This window comes from Agrobacterium vacciniicorymbosi, assembly GCF_040427045.1.
GTDB lineage: Bacteria > Pseudomonadota > Alphaproteobacteria > Rhizobiales > Rhizobiaceae > Agrobacterium.
The window spans coordinates 233,491-258,152 of the sequence record NZ_JBETMF010000008.1 but is presented as its reverse complement, the minus strand read 5'-3'; the positions used below and the strand labels follow the sequence as shown (position 1 = coordinate 258,152).

The following is a 24,662-nucleotide window of genomic DNA, read 5'->3' as shown; positions in this document are numbered from 1 at the left end:
GTTACTCCGCAGCTTCGACGAAGCGATGACGTTCGTAGAGGAACTTCAACACGGCTTCGCGGCATTTCAGATAGGTTCGGTCGGATGCAAGCTCGATGCGGTGGCGCGGCCTTGGCAAGGGAACATCGAGAATTTCGCCGATATGGGCGGCGGGGCCGTTGGTCATCATGACGATGCGGTCCGAGAGCAGCACGGCCTCATCCACGTCGTGGGTAATCATAACCATGGTGTTGCCGAGACGGGCGTGGATTTCCATAACCGCATCCTGCAAGTGCGCGCGGGTGAGCGCATCGAGCGCACCGAAAGGTTCATCCAGCAGCAGGATTTTCGGCTCCATGGCCAGCGCGCGGGCAATGCCGACACGCTGCTTCATACCGCCGGAAATTTCTGATGGTTTCTTGTCCTTGGCATGGGCCATCTGCACGAGGTCCAGATTGCGCATGACCCATTCGTGGCGCTCGGCCTTGGTCTTGGTGTAGCGGAAGACCTTTTCGACGCCGAGATTGACGTTTTCGTAAACGCTCAGCCACGGCAGCAGGCTGTGGTTCTGAAACACCACGGCGCGTTCCGGGCCGGGCTCGTTCACTTCGCGGTTTTCCAGGAGAACCACGCCGGAGGAAACCTTGGTCAGGCCCGCGATGAGGTTCAGCATGGTGGACTTGCCGCAGCCGGAATGGCCGATGACCGAGACGAATTCGCCCTTGCCGATGGTCAGGTTGATTCCCTTCAGCACCTCGGCGCGGCTGCCACCCTTGTCGAAATATTTGTCGATATTATCGAGCTTGAGATAGGCGTTCATTTTTATCTCCCTCAATTCGCCGCTGCGCCGCGGGTGATGACATTGCCGAGTGCGGCCACCAGCTTGTCCAGCACGAAGCCGACGACGCCGATGTAGGCGAGGGCGACGATGATGTCGGGCAGGCGCGAGGAATTCCACGCATCCCAGATGAAGAAGCCGATGCCGACGCCACCGGTCAGCATTTCAGCGGCGACGATGGCGAGCCATGAGAGGCCGACACCGATGCGCAGGCCCGTGAAGATGTAAGGGGCGGCGGATGGCAGCATGATCTTGTAGAAGAACTCCAGCTGGTTCAGCCGCAGCACCTTCGCCACGTTGCGGTAATCCTGCGGAATGTTGCGCACGCCAACGGCGGTGTTGATGATGACGGGCCAGATGGAGGTGATGAAGATCACGAAAATGGCGGATGGATTGCTGTCCTGAAAGGCAGCCAGCGACAGTGGCAACCATGCCAGCGGCGGCACAGTGCGCAGCACCTGAAAGATCGGGTCGAGACCGCGCATCGCCCAGATCGACTGCCCCACGACCGCACCGAGGATAACACCTGCTACGGCGGCAAGGCCGAAACCATAGGCCACGCGCTCCAGTGAAATCAGAACCCGCCAACCCAACCCGATATCCTGCGAGCCGTTGACGAAGAACGGATAAACGATCAGGTCATAGCTTTCCTGAAACACCTGGCTCGGCGGCGGCAGTGTTGCGCCGGGGGCGGAACAGAGCATCTGCCAGACGGCGAGCATCAGCGCCAGCACGACAAGCGGCGGGATGACATTTCGGGCGATCGTGGTGGCGATCTTTTTGCCGTTCAGTGCCGGTGTCTTGCGGCGGTCGATGGCAATCACGGTGCCGCTTTTCGGAATGGCGGTGGCCGTTGCCATGCTGTCTGTCTTGCGGGCGGTTGCGGTCATGGGTCTATCCTGTTTGCAAGAGGTCCGTGCCCCTCATCCTTTGGGGGAAGAGGGGCGAGAGCGTCTTTAAGAAGCGGCTTTGATCGAGAGGCTTTCGAGATAGGCGGATGGGTTTTCCGGGTCGAAAACCTTGCCATCGAAGAAGGTCTCCTTGCCGCGGGATTTCGATGTCGGGATATCGGCAGCAGCCACGCCCAGTTCCTTGGCGGCTTCGCGCCACAGGTCTTCGCGGTTGACCTGGGATACCAGCGCCTTGATGTCGGTGTCGGGCGCGAACTTGCCCCAGCGGACATTCTCGGCCAGGAACCAGCTGTCATGGCTCTGGAACGGGTAGGATGCGCCGTCCTTCCAGAATTTCATCTGCAAATCGGTGCCATGAGCTACACGGCCATTGCCGTAATTGATGTCGCCCTTCAGGCGCCCCAGCACATCCTTTGGCGGAACGTTGAACCATTGGCGCTTGCCCAGAATGGCGGACATTTCGTCCTTGTTGTCCATGCTGTCGCACCATTGCTGAGCTTCCATCACGGCCATCAGAATAGCTTTTGCGGCATTCGGGTTCTTTTCCACCCAGTCGGCGCGCATGCCGAGCGCCTTTTCAGGGTGACCCTTCCAAAGCTCGCCGGTGGTACAGGCGGTAAAGCCGATGCCCTGATTGACCAGCTGTTCGTTCCAGGGTTCGCCCACACAGAACACATCCATGTTGCCAACCTTCATATTGGCAACCATCTGCGGTGGAGGAACGACGATGGTGGAGACATCCTTGTCCGGGTTGATGCCGCCAGCCGCCAGCCAGTAGCGAATCCACAGATCATGCGTGCCACCGGGGAAGGTCATGGCCGCCTTGATTTCCTTCCCCTCGGCCTTCTTCTTCTCGAAGGCCGCTCTCAGCTTGGACGCATCCAGCTGCACGCCGGTATCGGCGTATTCCTTGGCAACCGAAATACCCTGGCTGTCGAGGTTGAGGCGGGCGAGGATGGCCATCGGTACCGGCACATTGTTCTGCGTCACTTTGCCGGTGTGGATGAGGTAGGGCATGGGCGTGAGAATATGCGCACCATCGATGCCGTTGGATGCGCCGCCGAGAACGAGATTGTCGCGGGTCGCACCCCAGGATGCCTGTTTGGCAACTTCCACATCCGGCATGCCGTATTTGGCGAAAAGGCCTTTTTCCGAAGCAACGATGAGCGGGGCGGCATCCGTCAGCGCGATGTAACCGAGCTTGGCACCGGTCACTTCCGGCGCAGCGGCAGCCGCAAATGCGCCGGATGGGAAAGCGGATTTCATGGCCGTGATCAGGGCTGCGGTGGCGGTGGTCTTCAGCATGCTGCGGCGGCTTATGGTGCCGGTGAATGTCGGTTTCATGCGCATGTTCCCCATTTTTGATCCGCCGTTCCGGCGCTGTTTGCGAAAGGTAAAAATAAAAAAAACGCCGCTCGGAGATTGCGTTTGCCGGGAGGGAGGTCCCGGTCAGCAAAAACCTTGCGACGTCGATGTCGTTGGTAAGCAGCAGTGAAGCGCTTTTATCCTCGATCGCCGTTGACCGAGTGTTTTATACAACGCAAACGCTGTGCCAGTTTGATCGAGCGTGAATAAGCGTCTGATATGAAATCGTTATTTCTGGAATGCGTATCGTTTGCTTGAAATTTAATCGCGAAGTTCACGGCTCATATTTTGCGCACATGATGTCGGTGCGGCTTTTTCGGTGCGCAGCATTTGTGCAGTGCGTTAGAGTCAAACGTCCTCAGCGCTAGCGGAGCCGAGGTTGCCTGCACTGACTGCGAAGCCGTTCACGTAGGCCTCTATCAGGCTCGGATCGAAGACATGGCCATCCATGAAGCGGTCACCATCCGTGTCACCTTCGATGCGCGTATCGGCCTCCGGCGGTGTGTTGTTCGCGCCCAGAGCGTTGCGATAGAGATCGCTGCGATATGCCGATGCCGCAGCTTCTGTGGCTTGCGGCGTTAAGCTTGCCTGCCCCCAACGGATCATCTGGCTGTAAATCCACAGGGCCTGACTTTTACGCGGATAATTCGCGAAATTATCATGGAAAGTGAAATAGCGCTCGATCACCCGCTGATTGCCCTGCGCATCGACACTGAAGCGTCCCGCCAGTACCTGACGGATGATCTCCACAGGTGCGGCAATGTATTTCGCATCTGCCAGTGTCTCGGCCAGTGCACCGTGATTTTCGGCGCGGTCACACCAACGCGCTGCGGCATCCAGCGCCACCAGCAGGCGGGAGACGGCTTCGGGCTGCGCATCCGCCCATTCCGGGCGCATGCCGATGACCTTTTCCGGTGCCGAGGGCCAGATGTCCTGTTTGGCGGCGACGATGCGGCCGATGCCGCGTTCGCTCGCCACCATATTCCACGGCGCGCCGACACAGAAGCCATCGATGGCACCAGCGGCCAGCGCATCTGACGTCAGCGGGGGCGGCACGACGACGAGTTTGACGTCCTTGTCAGGGTTGATACCGCCGGCCGCCAGCCAGTAGCGGAATTCGTAATTGTGCGATGAGAAAGGATATGTGACGCCGAAGGTCGGCGCAGCTTCACCGCGGGCGCGCATCTCATCCAGAAGTGTCTTCAGCGCCTTGGCATTATCCAGCGCGCTTGCGGTTTCGGACAGTCCCGTAACCTCGCGCATGCGGGCAAACAGCCGCGTCGACAGCGTAATCGCGTTGCCGCCACGCCCGAGCGAAAACGGCGTGATGGTGGGCGAGGGGTTGGAGCCGAGATCCAGCATCGAAGCGACCGGCATGGGCGACAGCATGTGGGCGATATCGAACTGGCGGAAGGCCAAGCGGTCACGCACATTGGCCCAGGATACGTCCTTCACGAGATCGAGCTTCAGGCCTTCCTTCTCCGCAAAGCCGAATTCGGCGGCGGCGATCAGAACGGACGCATCAACCAGCGGAATGAAACCAGCCCGCAGGGTGCGTTGGTGGTCATTGCCGATCAAGGCAGGCCCGCTCTCGCCGCTGCCGTTTTTCGTTGCCTCGCTGACGATGGTCGTCATATCCTGTGCTCCATTTCCTCGCCTGCGCCGCTCACATCAACAGGCCCGCAGCCGTCACGACGCTTTGCGCAATCTCGGACAGTTTTTTCTTCTCGTTCATGGCCGTCTGGCGCAGAAGGGCGAAGGCTTCCTCTTCCGAGAGGCCGCGCATCTTCATCAGAATGCCTTTGGCGCGCTCGACGATCTTGCGATCCTCCAGCGCCGATTTCGCTTCTGCCAGTTCCCGTTGCAGGCGACTGAAGGCATTGAAGCGACTGACCGCCATATCGAGAATGGGTTTGACACGTTCCTTCTTGAGCCCATCGACAATATAAGCCGACACGCCCGCTTCGACGGCGGCTTCGATGGAGGCCGTATCCGAGCGATCCACGAACATGGCGATGGGTCGCCCGACGGTGCGGGTGAGTTGGAACAAGTGCTCCATCATGTCCCGATTGGGATTTTCGATATCGATGACGATGACGTCGGGACAGAGCGTGTCGATAATGCGGGCCACGCCGTGGACTTCGTGGATAACCGTGACGCGGTCATGCCCCGCCTCGCGCAGGCCTTCCTCGATAATGGAGGCGCGGATGGCGTTTTCATCGATCACCAGAATGGTCAGGTCGCGGTGCGTCATCTGCGCATAGATGACGCAGGGCAAAGAGATTTGCAATCTTTTTAATCGCGCTTAAAAACAAGGCATTTGTTGTTGAGTGTTTGTATCAAATCCTGTCTCGTCATCGCAGGCAGCTTGACAAGTATGCCATGTTTATAAAAAGTTAGCTGTATGAGTGCTGGGGCGGAATGGTTATCTGAAACGAGCCCGATTAGCCGTAAGAGTGCGGCGGAATCGGTCTTCGAAGATTTGCGATTGGCAATCGTCTCCGGGCGATTGACGGTGGGTACCCGCTTGCCTGCGGAAACGCACCTTGCAGGTCGCTACGGCGTCAGCCGACCGATTGTTCGCGAAGCGTTGCGGTCCTTGCAGACACTGGGCATGACCCAGACGCGGACGGGCAGCGGCACCTTCGTTCTGACGGACAAACCAAGCCGCGAATTAAGCTATGGCGGTTATTCCGCTCGCGATCTCATCGAAGCGCGTCCCTTTATCGAGGTTCCCGCTGCCGGTTGGGCTGCGGTGCGGCGCACCAGCGAGCAGCTGGCGCGCATTCTGAAACTCTGTGACGCCATGGATTTGCAGGAAGATCCCCATAAATGGGTCAAGCTGGATTCCGAGTTTCACAGCACCATCGCCGAAGCCTCCGGCAACGCGCTTTTTGCCAAGGTGGTCGCCGATGCGCGCGATTCCTTGAGCCAGCAATCGGAACTGCTGAACATCATGGCCGATCGCCGTATCGCCTCCAATATCGAGCATCGGCTGATTGCGGAAGCCATTGCCGCAGGTTCGGATGAAACTGCCCGAAGCGCCATGGAAGCGCATCTCGGGCAGGTCAAGCAGGTCGTCACCGCCATTATCGGTGATGAAAAGGCGCTGGGTTAGAGCGCATCTTCCGGCTGCGGTGTGAGACTGAACAGCGGCAGATTGGCCAGCAATTCCGGTCGCAAGGCCTGTTCAAGCTGTTCGGCATTCAGATAGCCTTTTTCCAGAACAACCTGCGCGACCGTGCGCCCGGAGGCCAGTGCTTCCTGCGCAACCTGCGTTGCCGCGTAATAGCCGATCAGCGGGTTGAGTGCGGTCGCGAGGCCGAGGGATTCTTGCAGCCTGCGCGCCATGATCTCGACATTGGCGGTAATGCCATCGACACAGCGTTCTGCGAGTGTGCGGCAGGCGGCGCTCAGCTGCGCGATGCTGTCGGACAATGAGCGGACGATGACCGGCTCGAACGCATTGAGCTGAAGCTGTCCGCCCTCGGCGGCCATGGTGATGGTGATGTCATTGCCGATCACCGAAAAGGCGACCTGATTGACCACTTCCGGAATGACCGGATTGACCTTGCCCGGCATGATGCTGGAACCGGCCTGGACCGGCGGCAGGTTGATTTCGCCAATGCCGGCACGCGGACCGGAGGAGAGCAGGCGCAGATCGTTGCAGGTCTTCGAAAGCTTGACGGCAACCCGCTTCAGCACGCCGGACAGATGCACGAATGCGCCGGGATCCTGTGTCGCCTCGATCAAATCTGCGGCGGTGACAAGCGGACGGCCTGTGAGTTCGACCAGATGCTTGCAGGCAGCTTCGGCATAACCGGCGGGCGCATTCAGCCGCGTGCCGATGGCCGTCGCGCCGAGATTGATTTCATGCAGCAGGGCTGCGGATTCGATCAGGCGAAGACGATCTTCGCCAAGCATGATGGCGAAGGTGCGGAATTCCTGGCCAAGCGTCATCGGCACGGCGTCCTGCAACTGTGTGCGGCCCACCTTGAGAATGCCGTCAAATTCCTTGGCCTTGCGCTCGAAAGCGTCCTGCAGGATCAGCATCGAGGCGGCAAGATCATCGATGGCTTCGATCAGCGCGACATTGATGGCGGTTGGATAGGCGTCATTGGTCGACTGGCTGAGATTGACGTGGTCGTTGGGGTGCAGATGCGCGTAGTCGCCCTTTTTGTAACCCAGAATTTCCAGCGCGCGATTGGCGATGACCTCGTTGGCATTCATGTTGGTGGAGGTGCCTGCACCACCCTGGATCACGTCGATGATGAACTGGTCGTGCAGGGCACCCTCGCGGATTTCGCGGCAGGCCTGTGAAATAGCGGTCAGCTTTTCGTTGTCCAGCAAACCCAGGTCATGGTTTGCCCTTGCCGCAGCCTCCTTTACGAAGGCCAGCCCGCGAATGAGGTAAGTATATCGGCCGATGGCAATGCCGGTGATCTGGAAATTTTCTGCTGCACGCGCCGTATGCACGCCCCAATAAGCCTCGCTCGGAATGTCTTTTTCACCGAGCAGGTCGTATTCCTTACGCATGGTCACCACTGTTTCCTCCACATGGGCAAACATTAAAATCTGTAAAGCTGCTTGACAGATTTATGTTTTGTACGCCTAGTATGAGGCAGCGTCAACGGGGGTGGATTGAGGGTTGACGCACGGTATAAGGGCCAGTATCTGAAAATAATCTGTCTTACAGCATTACAGAATTTGGTTATTTAGCATATTTTGTAGTGGTCTATACAACATTGAAAGTCGCTGATCCCGCCATGCCAGGATAGGCCATCCGGATGGAGAGGATTTGCTGACGACGAAAGCTCTCAGGGAGGGGCGATGTCAGTGGACAAGTTGAACCAAGCCAACCATCAGGTGGAAGCCCGGGAAGACCTCGGTTACCACAAGGCGCTGAAACCGCGCCAGATTCAGATGATCGCCATCGGCGGCGCCATCGGAACCGGGCTTTTTCTCGGTGCAGGCGGGCGTCTCGCCGTTGCCGGACCGGCTCTTATTTTCGTTTATGCCCTGTGCGGCTTCTTCGCATTTCTGGTGCTGCGTGCGCTTGGCGAGCTCATCATGCACCGCCCGACATCGGGTTCCTTCGTTTCCTATGCCCGTGAGTTCTACGGCGAGAAAATGGCGTTTGCGGTCGGCTGGATGTACTGGCTGAACTGGGCCATGACCTCGGTTGCCGATGTGACCGCGGTCGCGATCTACATGAATTTCTTCAAGCAATATGTGCCGTGGATGCAGGGCATCGACCAATGGGTCTTTGCCCTTGGTGCGCTGATCATCGTGCTGGCCATGAACATGCTGTCGGTGAAGGTTTTCGGTGAGCTGGAATTCTGGTTCAGCCTGATCAAGGTCATTGCTCTGGCCACCTTCCTCGTGGTCGGCGTTTACTTCGTCATCTTCGGCACGCCCATCGAAGGCCATGTCACCGGCTTCAGCCTGATTACGGATAATGGTGGCTTTTTCCCCAATGGTATTCTGCCCGCCTTCATCATCGTCCAGGGGGTCTTGTTCGCCTATGCCTCCATCGAGTTGATCGGCACGACGGCGGGCGAGACGGAAGATCCGCGCAAGGTCATTCCCGGCGCCATCCGCACCGTGGTTTTCCGCCTGTTGGTGTTTTATGTCGGCTCTGTGCTGCTGCTTTCGCTGCTTTTGCCCTATACGGCGTATAAGGCTGGCGAGAGCCCGTTCGTAACGTTCTTCGGCTCCATCGGCATCGAAGGTGCAGATATCATCATGAACCTCGTGGTGCTGACGGCCGTTCTTTCGTCGCTGAATGCCGGGCTTTATTCCACCGGACGTATTCTGCATTCCATGGCGGTTTCCGGCTCTGCACCGGCGGCGCTGGCGAAGATGAACAAGGCGGGCGTGCCCTATGGTGGCATTGCGGTTACCGCCGTCGTCACCGTCATCGGCGTCATTCTGAACGCTATCGTTCCGGCTGCCGCATTTGAAATTGCCCTTAATGTTGCGGCACTTGGCATTATTTGCGCGTGGGGTGCCATCGTGTTATGCCAACTCAAGCTGTGGCACCTGTCCCGGCAGGGGAAAATGAATCGTCCTGATTTCAGACTGTTTGGCGCGCCTTACACCGGCATACTGACGCTTGTCTTTCTCTTTGCCGTACTGGTACTGATGGCACTGGATTATCCGGCTGGCACATGGACGGTGGGTTCGCTCATCATCATTGCACCGGCTCTTGTTGCGGGTTGGTATCTGTTGCGCAATCGCATTCATCAGCTGGCAGAGGCAGACACATTGAGAAGCGCCGATGCGCGGGGACAGAAGTGAGCATTGTGGAATCGAAATTGCTGGTGGCGGTCATTGCCACCGGCGGCACCATTGCCAGCACGCGTGATGAAACCGGTGCGGCCCAGCCCGCACTTTCGGGCGAGCATCTGATTTCAGGCCTCTCCGACGCCGAGGTTCTGGTCAAGCCGGTCGAGTTGATGGCGAAGGATTCGTCCAGCCTCACCATATCGGACATGCAGGATATCAGCGATGCCGTTGGCCGGGAGCTGGCCGATCCGGCGGTGTCAGGCATTGTCATTCTCCATGGCACCGACGCCATGGAAGAAAGTGCGCTTCTGGTTCACCTCCAGCATCGGCTGACCAAGCCGGTCGTCTTCACCGGCGCGCAGTTTACCGCGGATCATCCGCAGGCGGATGGCCCCGGCAATCTTTCCGCAGCCATTGCCGCATCCGCTGATCCCGCCAATGCGGACAAAGGCGTTCTTCTCTGTTTCGGCGGCAGGCTTTTGCCCGCATGGGGGCTATACAAGCGCTCCTCAGACGAGCCGGATGCCTTCGATCTTTCCGGTCAGGCAAGCTGTTCGCAAAGCCCCGGTTTTACCGCTGCCGTTAAAGACGTCAGGGTGGATATCGTCGCCATCTATCCGGGTTGCGATGCGGTTCATATCGATGCCAGCCTCAACGCAGGTACCAAGGGCATCGTCTTGTCTGCGCTCGGCTCCGGCAATGCCAACTCGTCCGTCGTTTCGGCGGTCCAACGCTGTTTCGAAAACAACGTGCCTGTCGTGGTGTCCAGCCGGGTTCCGGTTGGTGAACTGGTGGCCGGTTATGGTGGCGGCGGCGGTGGCCACGACATGGGTGCGGTGGGGGCAATCCATTCCCGCACGCTGAGGGCAGGGCAGGCGAGAATATTGCTCGCAGCCATGATTGCATCTGGGAAAAACCACAAAGAAATGGTCAGCGCATTCAACGATTTTCAAAAAGTGGCGAAAGCGTGATTTTTTCAGGAACCTTTGTGACCTGATGCCGTTTCCCCGGCTGGGAGACCACCGGGGGCTATTCATGGCAGTGACATCAACTGCAGTCATCCTGACGCTTATTGGACTTGCAATTTTCGGCTTCGGTTCTCAGCTCGTTATGCTGGGCGGAAGCTTTTATTATGCATTGGCAGGCCTCGCATTCGTTGTGACGGCCATTCTTTTGTTTCAGAGAAACAAGGCGGCATTGCACTTCTATGCCGCTTTCGTCATCGCGACCCTGCTTTGGGCCTTGTGGGAAGTCGGCTTCGACTGGTGGCAGCTCGGCCCCCGTGGCGGCTTCATCATTTTGATCGGCATGTGGCTGTTGATGCCATGGATCAGAAAGCCGCTCGGCTTTACCAGCCCGACCGGCACATCTTACGGCGCCAACGCTGTTCCCTTGCTGACCGCCGTTCTGGTATCCGTCGGTGCTGCAGCCTTTGCGATGACGCAGGACCCGCAGGATATGGAAGGCAATCTGCCCGATGAGGTGGTGACCGCCAACCCTTCCTACGGAAATCCTGTGCCGGATAATGAGTGGCACCAATATGGGCGCACCTCTTATGGCCAGCGCTATTCGCCGCTGACGCAGATCACTGCCAACAATGTTGGTGAGTTGAAGGAAGCGTGGCGCTACCAGACCGGCGACGTGAAGTTGCCGGGCGATGTGGGCGAGACGACCTATCAGGTGACTCCCTTAAAAGTCGGCAATTCGCTTTACATCTGCACGCCGCACAATTGGGCCATCGCCATCGATGCGGCGACTGGCAAGGAAAAGTGGAAATACGATCCCAATTCGGGCATGAACCCGGACCGTCAGCATCAGACTTGCCGCGGCGTGACCTATTATGCCGACCCAACGGCACAGGCTGGTTCGCCCTGTGCGGCACGCGTTTATCTCCCGACTTCGGATGCGCGTCTGATTGCTCTCGACGCGGAAAGCGGTCAGGTTTGCACGTCCTTTGCAGACAAGGGCACGCTGCATCTGGAAAGCGGCATGGAGTATAATCCAGCCGGCTATTATTACTCGACATCCCCACCCGCCATTGCTGGCAACAAGATCATCATCGGCGGTGCCGTCAACGACAACTATTCGACGCAGGAACAGTCCGGCGTCATCAGAGCGTTCGATGTCAACAGCGGTGCCTTGATCTGGAACTGGGATTCGGGAAACCCCACCCAGACCCAGCCGCTTCAGCCGGGTCAGACCTATACGACCAACTCTCCCAACAGCTGGTCGGTTTTCAGCGTCGATGAAGCGCTTGGGCTCGTCTATATCCCGCTCGGAAATCAGGTTCCAGATCAGCTCGGTATGGGCCGGAGTGCCAATGTCGAGAAATACTCCTCCTCCATCGTCGCGCTGGATGTGAACACCGGGCAGGACAAATGGGTGCGCCAGTTCGTGCATCACGATCTGTGGGACATGGATGTTCCCGCACAGCCTGTGCTGCTCGACATCACCAAGAAGGATGGTCAGACTGTTCCGGCACTGGTTGGACCGACCAAGCAGGGCGACATCTACGTGCTGGATCGCCGCAGTGGTGAGCCGATCCTGGCGATGACCGAAGAGCCTGCGCCATCTGGTACGATCCCCGAAGATTTCAGTGCTCCGACGCAGCCGACTTCGGCGCTGTCCTTCAAGCCTGATCCGCTCCAGGAAAAGAACATGTGGGGCGTCTCCATGTTCGACCAGCTGGCATGCCGCATCAAGTTTCATCAGCTGAATTACAAGGGCCGCTACACGCCGCCATCGCTCAACGGCAGCATCATCTATCCCGGCAATTTCGGCACCTTCAACTGGGGCAGTGTCGCTGTCGATCCAGAACGCCAGGTCATGTTCGGCATGCCGACCTATCTGGCCTTCACATCGCAGCTCGTGCCGCGCGCCCAGATCCCCGCAAAGGGGCAGGATGAAAAGGGCAGCGAGCAGGGCCTGAACCGAAATGATGGTGCGCCCTATGGCGTTCTCATGGGACCGTTCCTCGGACCGCTCGGCATTCCCTGCCAGGCTCCGCCATGGGGCTATGTGGCCGGTGCCGATCTGCGCACGGGTGAGGTCGCCTACAAGCACAAGAACGGTACCGTCTACGACATGACGCCGCTGCCGCTGCCCTTCAAAGTCGGCGTACCCGGCATCGGTGGCCCGATGATTACCAAGGGCGGCGTTGCCTTCCTCGGTGCGGCTGTCGATGATTACTTGCGCGCCTATGATCTGACATCCGGCAAGCAGCTGTGGGAAGCGCGTCTTCCCGCAGGTGGACAGGCAACGCCGATGACCTATGCCATGAATGACGGCAAGCAATATGTGGTCATCGTCGCAGGCGGACACGGCTCCGTCGGCACGAAGCCCGGCGATTATGTGATCGCCTATACCCTGCCTTGAATGGGCGGTGATGAATTGTGAAATAATGGCCGGGACGAAAGTTCCGGCCTTTTTGCTTTGTGTTACCATCATGCCGTTTTTCCGAAATCATATCTTGCAATCGATATGTAATAACATTACAGCAATCATTGCTTGACGACGGTTTCTGAATGGGGCTATCTGCACGCGACGGTTTCGAGCGAGTGATCGCGAGGAATAATAGGGAATACGGTGCGAACCTTGGTTCAATGCCGTAGCTGCCCCCGCAACTGTAAGCGGATTGTCGAACCCTTTGGCGCTCATCCAAGCGTCATGCCACTGCGGGTGAATATCGCGGGAAGGTGGGTGAAGACGCAAATCCGTGAGCCAGGAGACCTGCCGTCATAAGTTCATTCCAAGTCACGGGCGGGGATGCCCGGAACAGGAGACGTCGTGATTGCATCTAGCGCCCGCCAGCGCCTTATTCCATCTGCCATGTCCCGGTTTCGGATCGTCTCTGCCCGTGTTCTCACGGACTGAGCATCGACACATGTTCACATTGGTCTGCTTCTCGCCGACCGCTGACGATTTCGGGGACTATCGGAAATGACATTCAGTTTCAAACAGACGGTTTTTGCAGCCAGTTTTGCCGTTGTGGCAATGGCAACGGCCATGCCTGCGGCTCAGGCAGCCGAGACGACCTATCCGCTGACCTTCAAGAATTGCGGTCGCGACGTGACCTTTACCCATGCGCCAGAGCGTACGGTGTCCATCGGTCAAAGCACCACGGAAATTCTCTATCTGCTCGGTCTGGCCGATAAGGTCGTGGGCACCGCGGTCTGGATTGGCCCAGTTATCAAGGGCTATGAAGAGGCCAATGCCAAGATCGACCGTCTGGCCGATAACGATCCGAGTTTTGAAAGCGTGCTGGCCAAAAAGCCTGATCTCGTCACGGCCCAGTTTCAGTGGCATGTCGGCCCGGAAGGCATCGTCGCCAAGCCGCAGCAGTTCGAAGAGCTGAAAATTCCCGTTTACACCTCGCCTGCCGATTGCACCGGCAAGGACAATTCGGGCGGTGGCGATGGCGTGCGCCATTCCGTCTTCACCATGGACCTGATCTATCAGGAAGTGACTGAACTCGCGCAAATCTTCAATGTGCAGGACAGGGGCGAAAAGCTCGTGGCCGATCTGAAGGCTCGCGAAGAAGCGGCACGCAAGAAGATCGCCTCTGCCGATGGCAAGCTGTCTGCCGTCTTCTGGTTCTCCAGTGCGGAGTTGGATATCGATCCCTACGTTGCGGGCACCAATGGTGCACCCGGCTACATCATGTCCGCGCTTGGCATCAAGAATGTCATCAACAGCGAGGAAGAGTGGCCGACGGTGGGTTGGGAAACCATTGCCAAGTCGCAGCCGACCCTGGTTGTTGCCGGTAAGATGGACCGCAGGCGGTTTCCGGCAGATGATATCGTTGTCAAGGAGAAGTTCCTGAAGGAAGATCCGGTCACGAGCCTGATGCCGTCCGTCAAACAGGGGCACATCGTTGCCATGGATGCGCAGGCCATGAACCCGACCATCCGCACCATCGAAGGTATCGAAGTTCTGGCCGACGCCGTCGTCCAGCTCGGCCTTGCCAAGTAAGCCATGCGTGCTTGTTTCATCTTCACCCGTGCCGCCTTGCTGGCGGTCGGGTGTCTGGCTCTGGCGCTCTGGTTCGGGGCTGCCATCGGCGAGACATCCATTCCCATGGATGTCGTCGCCAAGACGGTCGCAAACCGTGTGTTCCATGCAGGCTATCCGCTCGATGCCATCGATGAAGGCATCATCTGGAACTACCGCCTCAGCCGGGCGGTGGTGGCTGCCTGCTGTGGTGCGGCACTGGCCATGTCCGGCGTCGTGCTTCAATCGCTTCTGCGCAATCCTTTGGCCGATCCGTATATTCTCGGGATTTCTGCGGGTGCATCGACCGGTGCCGTTGGCGTTGCCATTCTGGGCTTCGGTGCCGGCATGCTGACCATGCCGCTTGGCGCATTTCTGGGGGCAATCGTGGCATTTGCGCTTGTCAGTCTGCTGGCCTTGCGGGCAGGCAGCGGCAACAGCGCCATCATTCTCGCAGGTGTCGCCGGTTCGCAGCTCTTCAACGCGCTGACCTCCTTCATCGTGACCAAGGCGGCCAATGCCGAACAGGCACGTGGCATCATGTTCTGGTTGCTGGGCAATCTGTCCGGCGTTCGCTGGCCGGATGTGTGGCTGGCCTTGCCTGTCGCGATTGGTGGTTTCGTCGTGTGTCTGTGGCATGCGCGTGCGCTGGACGCCTTTACCTTCGGCTCCGAATCCGCCGCCTCTCTCGGCATACCCGTGCGTCGCGTCTACATTGTTCTGACCGGCGTTTCCGCCTTGATGACGGCTATCATGGTCAGCATCGTCGGCTCCATCGGCTTTATTGGTCTCGTCATTCCCCATGCCGCACGCATGATCGTCGGCATTCGCCATGGTCTTCTTCTGCCCGCTGCTGCCTTGACGGGGGCAGTATTCATGATCGCTGCCGATATTCTGTCGCGCACCATCATCGCAGGCCAGGTTCTGCCCATCGGCGTCATCACCGCATTGTTCGGCGCACCCGCTTTCGCTCTCATTCTCAGCCAGCGACGGAGGGCCGTATGATGCTTTCAGCCCAGGATGTGTGCTGGTCTGCCGGTGGCGTGGACATCGTCAAAAATGTCAGTCTGGAGATCAGGCCGGGTGAATTTTTAGGGATCGTCGGGCCGAACGGCTCTGGCAAGACGAGCCTCATGTCGCTCCTCTGCGGTATTCGCAAATCGAAATCCGGCGAGGTTACGTTGGATGGCAAGGCGATGCAGGAGATGAACCGCCGGGACGTTGCGCGCTCCATTGCATTCGTTGAGCAACAGGCGGAAACGCAGGAGCGGATTAATGCCCGTCAGGCCGTGGAGCTTGGCCGCACACCGCATATCGGTGCCTTGTCGCCATGGTCGGTGCATGATGACGCTATCGTGGATCAGGCGCTGCGGGATGTGGACGCCGAACATCTTGCAAAGCGCATGTGGCACACGCTGTCGGGCGGCGAGCGGCAGCGTTTGCATATTGCCCGGGCGCTGGCCCAAAAGCCCGACATTCTGCTTCTGGACGAGCCGACGAACCATCTCGATATTGGCCATCAGATCGCGCTTCTGCACCTCGTGCGCAAACAGCGGCTGACTGTTGCTGCCGCCCTGCACGACCTCAACCATGCGGCCATGTTCTGCGACCGGGTGGCCGTCATGAAAGGTGGCAAGCTGGTTGCGCTTGGTGAGCCATCGGCCGTGTTCACCGTCGATCTGATCGGCGATGTCTTCGGTGTGGCGGTTGATGTCGAGCGTGAAGATGGGGACATCTGCCACATCCGCTACCGACCGCCCCGCGATGAGACCCTATCGAATTCAAGGACCGTAACATGAGCATTGTTCGAACGCTTTCCGCCAGCCTGTTTCTTGCCTGCCTTGCCGTTTCTCCCGCGCATGCAGAGACATTCGAGGTGAAGATGCTCAATCGGGGTGAAAAAGGTTCGATGGTGTTCGAGCCGGATTTTCTTCACCTGAATCCGGGTGACAAGGTCAAATTCATCGCTACCAACAAGAGCCATAACGCCGCGACCATCGACGGCATGGTGCCCGAGGGAGCGACCGGCTTCAAAGGCAAGATCAATGAGGAAATCGAAGTCGCCTTCGATCATCCCGGCTTTTACGGCATCAAATGCTCGCCGCATTACGGCATGGGCATGGTGATGCTGATCAAGGTCGGCGAAACGACGCTCCCGGAAAGCTACAAGGCGATCAACCATCCCGCCCGTGCGAAACCGCGTTTCGATGCGCTGATGACCGTTGCCGAAGGCAAATCTTAAGCCGCCACACGACTTTGCGGCATGGGCATCGTTTTCGGTAGCGCGTCTCTTGAATTGGGAGGTAGGCCTCCCACATCTGGATCAACCCGCTGGTCCGGGCCCCTCTGGTGAAAGTCTCGGTGCTTTCACGATGTCGGACCTTTTCCGATGTCTTCGCCGAGTGTGCAGAGGTTAGCGCATGATTTCCGATATTGCCGCGTGGTTCATCACGCTTTTCGTTCTCAATCCGATCCAGGCTGATGTGCAGGAGCGTATGCAAGGCGTCAACGCGTCGGCGCAGTCTATTCAGCAATCCCAGCAATGTATCGCAGCGCAGGGACCGAAGCTGCTTCAGCGTGCTGGCGAAGACCCGTCCTGGGCCGTGGCGACGGCGGCAGGCTATACGCTCGGCTGGACGTCACCTTCGCAATTGCTCGATGCAAACGATCCGAATTGCGCCGAACTGACCCGCCTGTTGCAGGCCGGTGAGGGCGAAGAGGCGAATAGCTAAGGACTATCAAAAATCCGGCGGCCTGAGATATCAGGCCTTGCCGGATTGCCAGTTGCGATACCAGTCCACAAAGGCGGCAACGCCGGTTTCGATAGTGATATCCGGTGCGTAGCCGGTCAGCGCTCGCAATAGATCGGGTGAGGCGAAGGTGCGCGGTACATCGCCCTGTTGCATGGGCAGCATGTTGCGGATGGCTTTCTGGCCGAGTACGTCTTCCACCGTTTCCACGAAGCGCATCAGTTCCACCGGCTGGCCGCCGCCAATATTGACGACGCGGAAGGGCGCGTGTTTCGACAGCGTGTCGGTCACGCCTTCTTCGGTCACGCGATTTTCTTCCGAGGGGGGTATGTGGCTCAGCCGCACGATGCCTTCGACCAGATCATCGATATAGGTGAAGTCGCGGCTCATCTTGCCTTCACCGTAGATGTCGATCGGCTGGCCCTTGAGAATGGCATCCACGAATTTGAACAGCGCCATGTCCGGGCGTCCCCAGGGGCCGTAGACCGTGAAGAAGCGGAACGCCGTGGTCGGCACCTTGTGCAGATGCGCGTAGCTGTGCGCCATCAGCTCCATGGATTTTTTGGTGGCCGCATAAATCGTCATCGGCTCGTCGGCTCTGTCGCTTTCGGCGAAGGGCACTTTTTCATTGGAGCCATAGATGGAGGAGGTAGAGGCCAGCAGCAGATGCTTGGGCTGCAGGTTTTTTGCCAGCTCCAGAATATTCCACGAACCGATGAGGTTCGAGCTGACATAATCCTTCGGGCAATCGATGCTGTAGCGAACGCCTGCCTGTGCGGCGAGGTGGATGATCACTTCCGGCTCGGCCAGATCAGCGGCGCGGTTCAGCGCATCCGCATCTTCCAGCATGCCGATCTGCGCCTTGAAGCCGTTGGACCGGGCCAGAATGGCGTGGCGTTTTTCCTTCAGCGCAACATCGTAATATTGCGTCATGCCATCGAAGCCGACGACGAAATGCCCGTCATCCAGCAAACGCTTTGCCAGATGAAAGCCGATGAAACCCGCCGTGCCGGTGATCAGATATCGCATGTTTTCGCCTTGCTTATGATGGACGGCCGATGCCGGCATAGGTGAAGCCGTGGGCCGTCACTTCATCGGGGCGATAGATGTTGCGCAGATCCACAAGAACAGGTGACGCCATGATCGACTTCAGCCGCTCGAGATCGAGCGCACGGAACTGGTTCCATTCGGTCACGATCACCACAGCATCCGCTCCCTGCGCCGCCTCATAGGGACCGGCGGCATATTCGATGCCTTCCATCAGCGGGCGCGCATTGGCCATGCCTTCAGGATCGTAGCCCGTGACCTTGGCGCCCGCATCCTGCAAGGTCTGGACGACGGCAATGGCCGGGCTGTCGCGCATGTCATCGGTGTTGGGCTTGAAGGTGAGACCCAGTACGGCGATTTTCTTGCCTCTGATATCGCCACCCACGGCAGCAATGACCTTGCGGCCCATGGCGCGCTTGCGGTTGTCGTTGACGGCAATGGTCGTTTCGATCAGACGAACCGGGCTGTCATAATCCTGCGCGGTCTTGGCCAGTGCCAGCGTGTCCTTGGGAAAGCAGGAGCCGCCGTAACCGGGACCTGCATGCAGGAACTTGGCACCGATGCGGCCATCCAGGCCGATGCCGCGCGACACATCCTGAATATCACCACCGACTTTTTCGCACAGATCAGCCATTTCGTTGATGAAGGTGATCTTCATCGCGAGGAAGGCATTGGCGGCGTATTTGATCAGCTCGGATGTGCGGCGCGTGGTGAACAGCAGCGGCGACTGGTTGAGGTAAAGCGGGCGATAGACTTCCGTCATCACAGGCCGCGCGCGTTCATCGGACAGGCCGACAACGATACGGTCAGGGCGCTTGAAGTCGTCGATGGCAGCGCCTTCGCGCAGGAATTCCGGGTTGGAGACGACGGCAATATCGGCGCTAGGATTTTCCTCGCGGATGATGCGCTCGACTTCGTCACCGGTACCGACAGGAACGGTGGACTTGGTGACGATGACGGTAAAGCCGGTCACGGCTGCGGCGATTTCGCGTGCCGCGGCATAGACATAGCCAAGATCGGCATGTCCATCGCCACGACGGGAAGGCGTTCCCACAGCAATGAAGACGACATCGGCATCAGCAACCGCGCTCTTGAGATCGGTCGTGAAGCTCAGGCGACCAGCCTTGGCGTTGCTGGCAACGATGTTGTCGAGCCCCGGCTCGAAAATCGGGATCTGGCCGTTTTTCAGCGCCTCGATCTTTTCCGGCATTTTATCGACACAGATGACGTCATGGCCGAAATCGGCAAAACAGGCACCTGAAACCAGCCCGACATAACCAGAGCCAATCATTACAATACGCATCGAAAAACCTTTCGGGATCAAGGCGGACGATCGCTCGCCAGCCGCACTTGCGCGTCAAAACAGCATTTTGAGTAGCTGTTTATCCGCCTTCGTTGCCGGGGCCAAGCGTGCAGCATGTTTTCAACGGACGATTTCAAGAAATTGTTGTAAATGGAACCGGCGACAAGGCACCACAGGGCTTGTGAAGCGTTCACCCACCATGTCTTCTGCTGCTTATTTCAGGGAAAACCGGCATCCATGATCCAGCAATCCAGCCTTTCGGAAATTTCACTCTGGCTTTCGCAGCAGGGCTATGAAGGGGTTGCCGAAGAAACCTTGCTGTCCGGCTTTTGCGAACGCTGCAACGCGGCGGGGATCAGTATCTCCTGCGCGCTGATCCTGATGGATACGCTGCACCCCGATTTCGAAGGACATGCCTTTCGCTGGGACAGCCATAATGTGTTCGAATCCTCCAGCGTCTATGATTTCACCGATGACGGAGAGGCGCGGGAAGCCTGGGAAAGCTCGGTCTTTTTTCATCTCATCAAGGAAAATGCCCATGAGGCGCGGCACCGGTTTTTTCTCGGTGAAGAGACGCGGTTTCCAAAGCTCTCCGAACTGAGAGACGCCGGCCATACGGATTATCTGGCGGCAGTCCACCGCTTCACGGATCGCGGCAGCATCGGCGAGATGAACGCCTTTTATTCGCAGTGGCTGACGCGCCACCCGGAAGGTTTTCACGACGATGAGCTTGCGGCGTTGCGCATGCTGCTGCCCACGCTGGCACTTGCCGTCAAGGCGGCCTGCTGCATGCGCATCATCGGTACGATCAGCGATGTGTATCTGGGCCGCGATGCGGGCCGAAAGGTCATGAGCGGAACGATTACCCGTGGCGAGGTCGAGAGGATCGATGCTGTCTTGTGGTTTTCCGATCTGCGGGATTTCACCGGCATTTCCGACCGGGCCGAACCAGACCAGATCATCCCGTTCCTCAATGACTATGCCGGTCTGGTCATTGATGCCATTCACGCCCATGGCGGCAGTGTGCTGAAGCTGATCGGGGACGGGGTGCTGGCGATCTTCCGCGATGGCGATCAGCAATCAGGATGTGCTGCCGCACTGGCATCGGAAATCACCATGCGAACCAACCTCACCGTTCTCAATCATCGACGCCGCATGGAAGGACTGCCGACGACCGACGTCTATCTCGGCCTGCATGTGGGTGAGGTCTTCTACGGCAATATCGGCAGCCGCAACCGGCTGGATTTCACCGTGGTGGGTCCGGCGGTCAATATGGTCAGCCGCATCAGCGGCCTGTGCGCCTCGGTGGACCGAGATACGGTCATGTCGCGGGAGTTCACGGCGGGTTGCCCGGAAGAAATGCGCGGACTGATGGTGTCGATCGGGCGCTTCGCGCTTCGCGGTTTTGCGCGGGCGCACGAGCTTTTCACCATCGACCCGGAAATCTGCTGACAACACGAGCATTCCCGAACAAGAGGGAACGATTTTTGTGCTTTCATGCCTTGTCTATCAGCGATGTGAGGCGTAGCCAGAGGTAGGGGCTATCGTCACATCACCGTCATCAGCGCATTAGATTCGATGCGAGGCGGTGGCCTGTTCTCCTGCCGGGATCGGTTGCCATGCAAAAAGGTTTTCTACTGGGGTTGCTCGCCTATGCCAGCTTTTCCTGTGGAGACGCCACCATCAAGTCGTTGGGATCACAGGTCAGCGTCTTCGAGATCGGCTTTTTCAGCATCCTGTCATCCGCATCGCTCATTTTCTTTCTAAAGCCGAAGGAAGAGCGCTGGCGGCATTTTTGGCGCATGAGCAGGCCATGGGCTGTGCATGGGCGGGCGATTTCCGGCCTGTTTGCGGGAATTCTCGGCATCTATGCCTTTACCAGCGTGCCATTGGCTGAGGCCTATGCGCTGATTTTCCTGTCACCGCTTTTCGTCACCATTCTTTCGGCGCTGGTGCTGAAGGAAGATATCGGGCTGTGGCGCTGGTCTGCGGTCATGGCTGGCATTGTCGGCGTGCTTCTGGTGGTGCGTCCCGGCTTCAAGACGCTGGAGCTTGGCCATTTCGCAGCGCTTTGCGTGGCCTTTCTGGCGGGGCTGACCATCGTTCTTTTGCGCTCGCTCGCCGGGCGGGAAAAGCGCACGTCGATCATGGGCGTGCTGATCCTGTATGGCCTGACCTTCAACGGTATCTTGATGATACCGGAGTTTCAGGTGCCGACGCTGAATCAGATCGGCGCTTTCATCGTCATCGGCATGTGCACCGCTGTCGGCCAGATAACCTTGCTGACGGCAACGAAGATTGCGCCTGCCAGCCAGATCGCACCATCGCATTATTCCCAGATCCTATGGGCGGTCGCCATCGGCGCGTCCTTCTTCGGGGAGTACCCAGATACGCTGGCGATCTCCGGTCTGGTCGTCATTGCATCGGCGGGGTTGCTGACGATGATGCGCGAGAAAATCCGTCTGGGATTTGTGCGCTGGAACCCGTTTTTCCGCAATCGTCTATGATTACGGGTCGCCAGCCGGTCTGCCCACTTCTTCCAGCAGCCAGTTTTGAAAAGCGCGCGCCAGCACATTGTCCTGCCTCCCTTCCGGCAAGGCGATGTAATAGCTGTTTTCCGTTTGCAACGGCACGTCGAAGACCACGTTCAACAGGCCGGATTTCAGTTCCGCCTCGATCAGATATTTCGGCAAAAGCGCGAAGCCCAAACCGCTGATCGCGGCCTCGATCAGCATGGAAAACTGGTCGAAGCGGCTGCCACGATAGGCGCGGTCCGAAGCAAGGCCGTTCATTTCAAACCACTCCGTCCATAATTTTGGGCGGGTGGTGACATGCAAAAGCGGGCCTTCCAACATGTCTTCATGTGTGTTCACGGCGCGGGAGGCGAGAAGCGCAGGGCTTGCCACGGGCACGATGACCTCGTTGCACAGAAAGGTGCAGGTACCATGCGCCCAGACAGGCTGGCCGTAATGAATGGCGATATCGAAGCCTTCCTCATCGAAATCGAAAGGCTGCGAGCGCGAGCCGACCGTCAGCGCCGTATCCGGGCGAGCGGCCATGAATTTGTGCAGGCGAGGGGTTAGCCAGCGGCTGCCAAACGTGGGTAGCGTCGCGATGGAGAGAGAGGCGCTGGAGGAACCGGCGGTCACGGCGCGCACCATCAGCTGTTCCGATTGCTGCAACAATCTCTGCACGTCAGGCAGAAACTTGCGGCCTGCATCCGAGAGCACGACGCGGCGGCGGATGCGCTCGAACAGCAACATGCCGGTCTGCGCTTCCAGATCGCTGATCTGGCGGCTGACGGCACTCTGTGTCAGGTTCAGCTCTTCAGCGGCACGCGTGAAATTGCCATGCCGTGCAGCGCATTCGAAGGCCTGCAAGGTAACGATATCGGGAACCAGTCGTCTGCGTGTGTCCATTCCAGTCTCGCATCAACCTACCCGCTTTCCTCATTTGAAAACGGCGCTTGAACCCGTATATGATCAGGAAAGAGAATGAAACGGGTATTGTCTGGCGTCAACCGCGATTGTTTGACCGCTTCAGAAAGACCCGGTGCAGCAACCCCCAGCCGGATTTGGCTTTTGGCATATCGCCACCGCCGCCGATCCCGCGTTTGGAACAACGGAGCCATTGTCATGAGCCAAACCACAACCAAGGTCGATGTCGTCAAGGAAGCCGCAGCGCTTCTGGCCAAGATGGGCGTTTCCCCTGAACTCTATCAGGGTGGCGACATGGCCTCGTTCAGCCCCGTCAGCGGCGAAGAAATTGCGCGTCTCAAAACGGTTTCTGCCGGTGATGTGGCTGCTATTGTCGAGACGGCAGATGCGGCATTCAAGGCGTGGCGTCTGGTGCCAGCGCCCAAGCGCGGCGAACTTGTCCGCCTGCTGGGCGAAGAATTGCGCGCCTCCAAGGATGACCTCGGTCGTCTGGTATCGCTGGAAGCCGGTAAGATCCCGTCCGAAGGTCTGGGGGAAGTGCAGGAAATGATCGACATCTGCGATTTCGCCGTCGGTCTTTCCCGCCAGCTCTACGGCCTGACGATTGCCACCGAGCGCCCCGGCCACCGCATGATGGAAACCTGGCATCCCCTGGGCGTCGTCGGCGTTATCTCCGCCTTCAACTTCCCCGTTGCCGTCTGGTCGTGGAATGCGGCACTTGCTCTGGTCTGCGGCAACTCGGTCGTGTGGAAGCCATCGGAAAAGACACCGCTGACGGCGCTTGCCGTGCAGGGCATTTTCGAGCGCGCCGTTGCCCGCTTTGGCGATGCGCCTGAAGGTCTCAGCCAGCTCATCATCGGTGACCGCACCGTTGGCGAAGCACTGGTCGATCATCCCAAAGTGCCGCTCGTCTCTGCCACCGGCTCCACCCGCATGGGCCGCGATGTCGGTCCGCGTCTTGCCAAGCGCTTTGCCCGCGCCATTCTGGAATTGGGTGGCAACAATGCCGGTATCGTCTGCCCATCCGCCGATCTCGATATGGCCCTGCGCGCCATCGCCTTTGGTGCCATGGGCACTGCCGGTCAGCGCTGCACCACGCTTCGCCGCCTCTTCGTGCATGACAGCGTCTACGATCAGCTCGTTCCGCGTCTGAAGAAGGCCTATGCGTCTGTCTCCATCGGCAACCCGCTGGAAACCTCCGCACTTGTTGGCCCGCTGGTCGATAAGGCAGCTTTCGACGGCATGCAGAAGGCGCTGGAAGAAGCCAAGGCTCATGGCGGTGTCGTCGCCGGTGGCGAACGTGTTGCCGAGGCTGGCAAGGACACAGCCTATTACGTGAAGCCAGCGCTGGTCGAAATGCCAAAGCAGGTTGGCCCTGTGCTGGAAGAAACCTTCGCGCCGATCCTCTACGTGATGAAATACAGCGATTTCGATCAGGCGGTTGCAGACCACAACGCCGTTGCCGCTGGCCTTTCCTCCTCCATCTTCACCCGCGATCTTCAGGAAGCCGAGCGCTTCATGGCGGCAGACGGTTCCGATTGCGGCATTGCCAATGTCAATATAGGCACATCAGGTGCGGAAATCGGTGGTGCCTTCGGCGGTGAAAAGGAAACCGGTGGCGGTCGCGAATCCGGCTCGGATTCCTGGAAGGCCTATATGCGCCGCGCCACCAACACGGTGAACTATTCCAAGGCGCTGCCGCTTGCGCAGGGCGTGACCTTCGATATCGACTAATCGGAAAAAGATCGGCTGGCG

Annotated in this window: 21 protein-coding genes and 1 riboswitch; of the genes, 12 read left to right on the top strand and 9 right to left on the bottom strand. The window is 58.6% G+C overall.

Features of this window, described 5'->3' with window-relative positions; translation table 11 throughout:
- Position 1 precedes the first annotated feature (1 nt).
- The 5 genes from ABUK73_RS14830 to ABUK73_RS14810 all read right to left on the bottom strand — a co-directional run bounded on the left by ABUK73_RS14830 (position 2) and on the right by ABUK73_RS14810 (position 5,347).
- Entirely contained in the window at positions 2-799 is a 798-nt protein-coding gene (locus ABUK73_RS14830; RefSeq protein ID WP_077120664.1) for an ABC transporter ATP-binding protein, read from the bottom strand.
- Positions 800-810: 11 nt separating this feature from the next.
- Entirely contained in the window at positions 811-1,707 is an 897-nt protein-coding gene (gene ntrB / locus ABUK73_RS14825; RefSeq protein WP_353577943.1) for a nitrate ABC transporter permease, read from the bottom strand.
- A 66-nt stretch (positions 1,708-1,773) separates the two neighbouring features.
- Entirely contained in the window at positions 1,774-3,072 is a 1,299-nt protein-coding gene (locus ABUK73_RS14820; RefSeq protein WP_353577942.1) for a CmpA/NrtA family ABC transporter substrate-binding protein, read from the bottom strand.
- 369 nt (positions 3,073-3,441) lie between these two features.
- Positions 3,442-4,728 carry a CmpA/NrtA family ABC transporter substrate-binding protein gene (locus ABUK73_RS14815; RefSeq protein ID WP_353577941.1) on the bottom strand — a complete coding sequence of 429 codons (1,287 nt, stop codon included), beginning with the start codon at positions 4,726-4,728 and terminating at the stop codon, positions 3,442-3,444.
- Between the two features lie 31 nt (positions 4,729-4,759).
- Positions 4,760-5,347 (bottom strand): ANTAR domain-containing response regulator, encoded by a 588-nt coding sequence (locus ABUK73_RS14810; protein ID WP_113086270.1) that lies wholly within the window; start codon positions 5,345-5,347, stop codon positions 4,760-4,762.
- Positions 5,348-5,497: 150 nt separating this feature from the next.
- Between ABUK73_RS14810 and ABUK73_RS14805 the strand changes: the two genes are divergently transcribed.
- Positions 5,498-6,211 carry a FadR/GntR family transcriptional regulator gene (locus ABUK73_RS14805; protein ID WP_353577940.1) on the top strand — a complete coding sequence of 238 codons (714 nt, stop codon included), beginning with the start codon at positions 5,498-5,500 and terminating at the stop codon, positions 6,209-6,211.
- Here ABUK73_RS14805 and ABUK73_RS14800 read toward each other — a convergent pair.
- Positions 6,208-7,629: an aspartate ammonia-lyase gene (locus tag ABUK73_RS14800; protein WP_353577967.1), complete on the bottom strand. Its 1,422-nt coding sequence runs from the start codon at positions 7,627-7,629 to the stop codon at positions 6,208-6,210. The two genes, ABUK73_RS14805 and ABUK73_RS14800, sit on opposite strands and share 4 nt — an antisense overlap.
- A 294-nt stretch (positions 7,630-7,923) precedes the next feature.
- Here ABUK73_RS14800 and ABUK73_RS14795 point away from each other — a divergent pair, with 294 nt between their 5' ends.
- The 8 genes from ABUK73_RS14795 to ABUK73_RS14760 all read left to right on the top strand — a co-directional run bounded on the left by ABUK73_RS14795 (position 7,924) and on the right by ABUK73_RS14760 (position 17,102).
- A complete protein-coding gene (locus tag ABUK73_RS14795) occupies positions 7,924-9,393 on the top strand; it encodes an amino acid permease (protein ID WP_113086205.1) in 1,470 nt (489 codons plus the stop codon).
- A complete protein-coding gene (locus ABUK73_RS14790; protein ID WP_353577939.1) occupies positions 9,390-10,352 on the top strand; it encodes an asparaginase in 963 nt (320 codons plus the stop codon). Before ABUK73_RS14795 ends, ABUK73_RS14790 begins: the two co-directional genes overlap by 4 nt.
- 64 nt (positions 10,353-10,416) lie before the next feature.
- On the top strand, positions 10,417-12,756 hold the full coding sequence (locus ABUK73_RS14785) for a glucose/quinate/shikimate family membrane-bound PQQ-dependent dehydrogenase (RefSeq protein WP_353577938.1): 2,340 nt from the start codon (positions 10,417-10,419) through the stop codon (positions 12,754-12,756).
- A gap of 152 nt (positions 12,757-12,908) precedes the next feature.
- Positions 12,909-13,132: riboswitch (cobalamin riboswitch) on the top strand.
- Between the two features lie 242 nt (positions 13,133-13,374).
- Entirely contained in the window at positions 13,375-14,352 is a 978-nt protein-coding gene (locus tag ABUK73_RS14780; protein ID WP_353577966.1) for an ABC transporter substrate-binding protein, read from the top strand.
- 3 nt (positions 14,353-14,355) lie between these two features.
- The gene (locus ABUK73_RS14775; protein WP_353577937.1) at positions 14,356-15,375 is read left to right on the top strand and encodes a FecCD family ABC transporter permease; all 1,020 of its coding nucleotides are present in this window, start codon (positions 14,356-14,358) and stop codon (positions 15,373-15,375) included.
- Positions 15,372-16,169 (top strand): ABC transporter ATP-binding protein, encoded by a 798-nt coding sequence (locus ABUK73_RS14770; RefSeq protein ID WP_353577936.1) that lies wholly within the window; start codon positions 15,372-15,374, stop codon positions 16,167-16,169. The genes ABUK73_RS14775 and ABUK73_RS14770 overlap by 4 nt, the downstream gene beginning before the upstream one ends.
- Positions 16,166-16,612 (top strand): pseudoazurin, encoded by a 447-nt coding sequence (locus ABUK73_RS14765; RefSeq protein WP_353577935.1) that lies wholly within the window; start codon positions 16,166-16,168, stop codon positions 16,610-16,612. The genes ABUK73_RS14770 and ABUK73_RS14765 overlap by 4 nt, the downstream gene beginning before the upstream one ends.
- 178 nt (positions 16,613-16,790) lie before the next feature.
- The gene (locus tag ABUK73_RS14760; protein WP_353577934.1) at positions 16,791-17,102 is read left to right on the top strand and encodes a hypothetical protein; all 312 of its coding nucleotides are present in this window, start codon (positions 16,791-16,793) and stop codon (positions 17,100-17,102) included.
- 30 nt (positions 17,103-17,132) lie between these two features.
- Here the strand turns inward: ABUK73_RS14760 and ABUK73_RS14755 are convergent, their stop codons facing one another.
- Positions 17,133-18,149 carry an NAD-dependent epimerase gene (locus ABUK73_RS14755; protein WP_353577933.1) on the bottom strand — a complete coding sequence of 339 codons (1,017 nt, stop codon included), beginning with the start codon at positions 18,147-18,149 and terminating at the stop codon, positions 17,133-17,135.
- A 13-nt stretch (positions 18,150-18,162) separates the two neighbouring features.
- Complete coding sequence (locus ABUK73_RS14750; RefSeq protein WP_353577932.1) at positions 18,163-19,470, bottom strand: UDP-glucose dehydrogenase family protein; 1,308 nt, start codon at positions 19,468-19,470, stop codon at positions 18,163-18,165.
- A gap of 237 nt (positions 19,471-19,707) precedes the next feature.
- On the opposite strand from ABUK73_RS14750, the gene ABUK73_RS14745 reads away from it, so the two are divergent.
- Positions 19,708-20,922, top strand: coding sequence for an adenylate/guanylate cyclase domain-containing protein (locus ABUK73_RS14745; RefSeq protein ID WP_353577931.1), 1,215 nt, complete (start codon positions 19,708-19,710; stop codon positions 20,920-20,922).
- A gap of 167 nt (positions 20,923-21,089) precedes the next feature.
- A complete protein-coding gene (locus ABUK73_RS14740) occupies positions 21,090-21,977 on the top strand; it encodes a DMT family transporter (protein WP_062452261.1) in 888 nt (295 codons plus the stop codon).
- Here ABUK73_RS14740 and ABUK73_RS14735 read toward each other — a convergent pair whose 3' ends face one another.
- The gene (locus ABUK73_RS14735) at positions 21,978-22,889 is read right to left on the bottom strand and encodes a LysR family transcriptional regulator (protein WP_353577930.1); all 912 of its coding nucleotides are present in this window, start codon (positions 22,887-22,889) and stop codon (positions 21,978-21,980) included. It abuts the gene before it with no gap.
- A 216-nt stretch (positions 22,890-23,105) separates the two neighbouring features.
- Between ABUK73_RS14735 and amaB the strand changes: the two genes are divergently transcribed.
- Entirely contained in the window at positions 23,106-24,641 is a 1,536-nt protein-coding gene (amaB, locus tag ABUK73_RS14730; protein WP_353577929.1) for an L-piperidine-6-carboxylate dehydrogenase, read from the top strand.
- The last annotated feature ends 21 nt before the right edge of the window (positions 24,642-24,662 follow it).

Excerpts from the sequence above, each read along its gene's own strand:
- ABUK73_RS14830 (WP_077120664.1), bottom strand. The coding sequence starts at position 799 with ATGAACGCCTATCTCAAGCTCGATAATATCGACAAATATTTCGACAAG.
- ntrB (WP_353577943.1), bottom strand. The coding sequence starts at position 1,707 with ATGACCGCAACCGCCCGCAAGACAGACAGCATGGCAACGGCCACCGCC.
- ABUK73_RS14820 (WP_353577942.1), bottom strand. The coding sequence starts at position 3,072 with ATGAAACCGACATTCACCGGCACCATAAGCCGCCGCAGCATGCTGAAG.
- ABUK73_RS14815 (WP_353577941.1), bottom strand. The coding sequence starts at position 4,728 with ATGACGACCATCGTCAGCGAGGCAACGAAAAACGGCAGCGGCGAGAGC.
- ABUK73_RS14810 (WP_113086270.1), bottom strand. The coding sequence starts at position 5,347 with ATGACGCACCGCGACCTGACCATTCTGGTGATCGATGAAAACGCCATC.
- ABUK73_RS14805 (WP_353577940.1), top strand. The coding sequence starts at position 5,498 with ATGAGTGCTGGGGCGGAATGGTTATCTGAAACGAGCCCGATTAGCCGT.
- ABUK73_RS14800 (WP_353577967.1), bottom strand. The coding sequence starts at position 7,629 with ATGCGTAAGGAATACGACCTGCTCGGTGAAAAAGACATTCCGAGCGAG.
- ABUK73_RS14795 (WP_113086205.1), top strand. The coding sequence starts at position 7,924 with ATGTCAGTGGACAAGTTGAACCAAGCCAACCATCAGGTGGAAGCCCGG.
- ABUK73_RS14785 (WP_353577938.1), top strand. The coding sequence starts at position 10,417 with ATGGCAGTGACATCAACTGCAGTCATCCTGACGCTTATTGGACTTGCA.
- ABUK73_RS14780 (WP_353577966.1), top strand. The coding sequence starts at position 13,375 with ATGGCAACGGCCATGCCTGCGGCTCAGGCAGCCGAGACGACCTATCCG.
- ABUK73_RS14775 (WP_353577937.1), top strand. The coding sequence starts at position 14,356 with ATGCGTGCTTGTTTCATCTTCACCCGTGCCGCCTTGCTGGCGGTCGGG.
- ABUK73_RS14770 (WP_353577936.1), top strand. The coding sequence starts at position 15,372 with ATGATGCTTTCAGCCCAGGATGTGTGCTGGTCTGCCGGTGGCGTGGAC.
- ABUK73_RS14765 (WP_353577935.1), top strand. The coding sequence starts at position 16,166 with ATGAGCATTGTTCGAACGCTTTCCGCCAGCCTGTTTCTTGCCTGCCTT.
- ABUK73_RS14760 (WP_353577934.1), top strand. The coding sequence starts at position 16,791 with ATGATTTCCGATATTGCCGCGTGGTTCATCACGCTTTTCGTTCTCAAT.
- ABUK73_RS14755 (WP_353577933.1), bottom strand. The coding sequence starts at position 18,149 with ATGCGATATCTGATCACCGGCACGGCGGGTTTCATCGGCTTTCATCTG.
- ABUK73_RS14750 (WP_353577932.1), bottom strand. The coding sequence starts at position 19,470 with ATGCGTATTGTAATGATTGGCTCTGGTTATGTCGGGCTGGTTTCAGGT.
- ABUK73_RS14745 (WP_353577931.1), top strand. The coding sequence starts at position 19,708 with ATGATCCAGCAATCCAGCCTTTCGGAAATTTCACTCTGGCTTTCGCAG.
- ABUK73_RS14740 (WP_062452261.1), top strand. The coding sequence starts at position 21,090 with ATGCAAAAAGGTTTTCTACTGGGGTTGCTCGCCTATGCCAGCTTTTCC.
- ABUK73_RS14735 (WP_353577930.1), bottom strand. The coding sequence starts at position 22,889 with ATGGACACACGCAGACGACTGGTTCCCGATATCGTTACCTTGCAGGCC.
- amaB (WP_353577929.1), top strand. The coding sequence starts at position 23,106 with ATGAGCCAAACCACAACCAAGGTCGATGTCGTCAAGGAAGCCGCAGCG.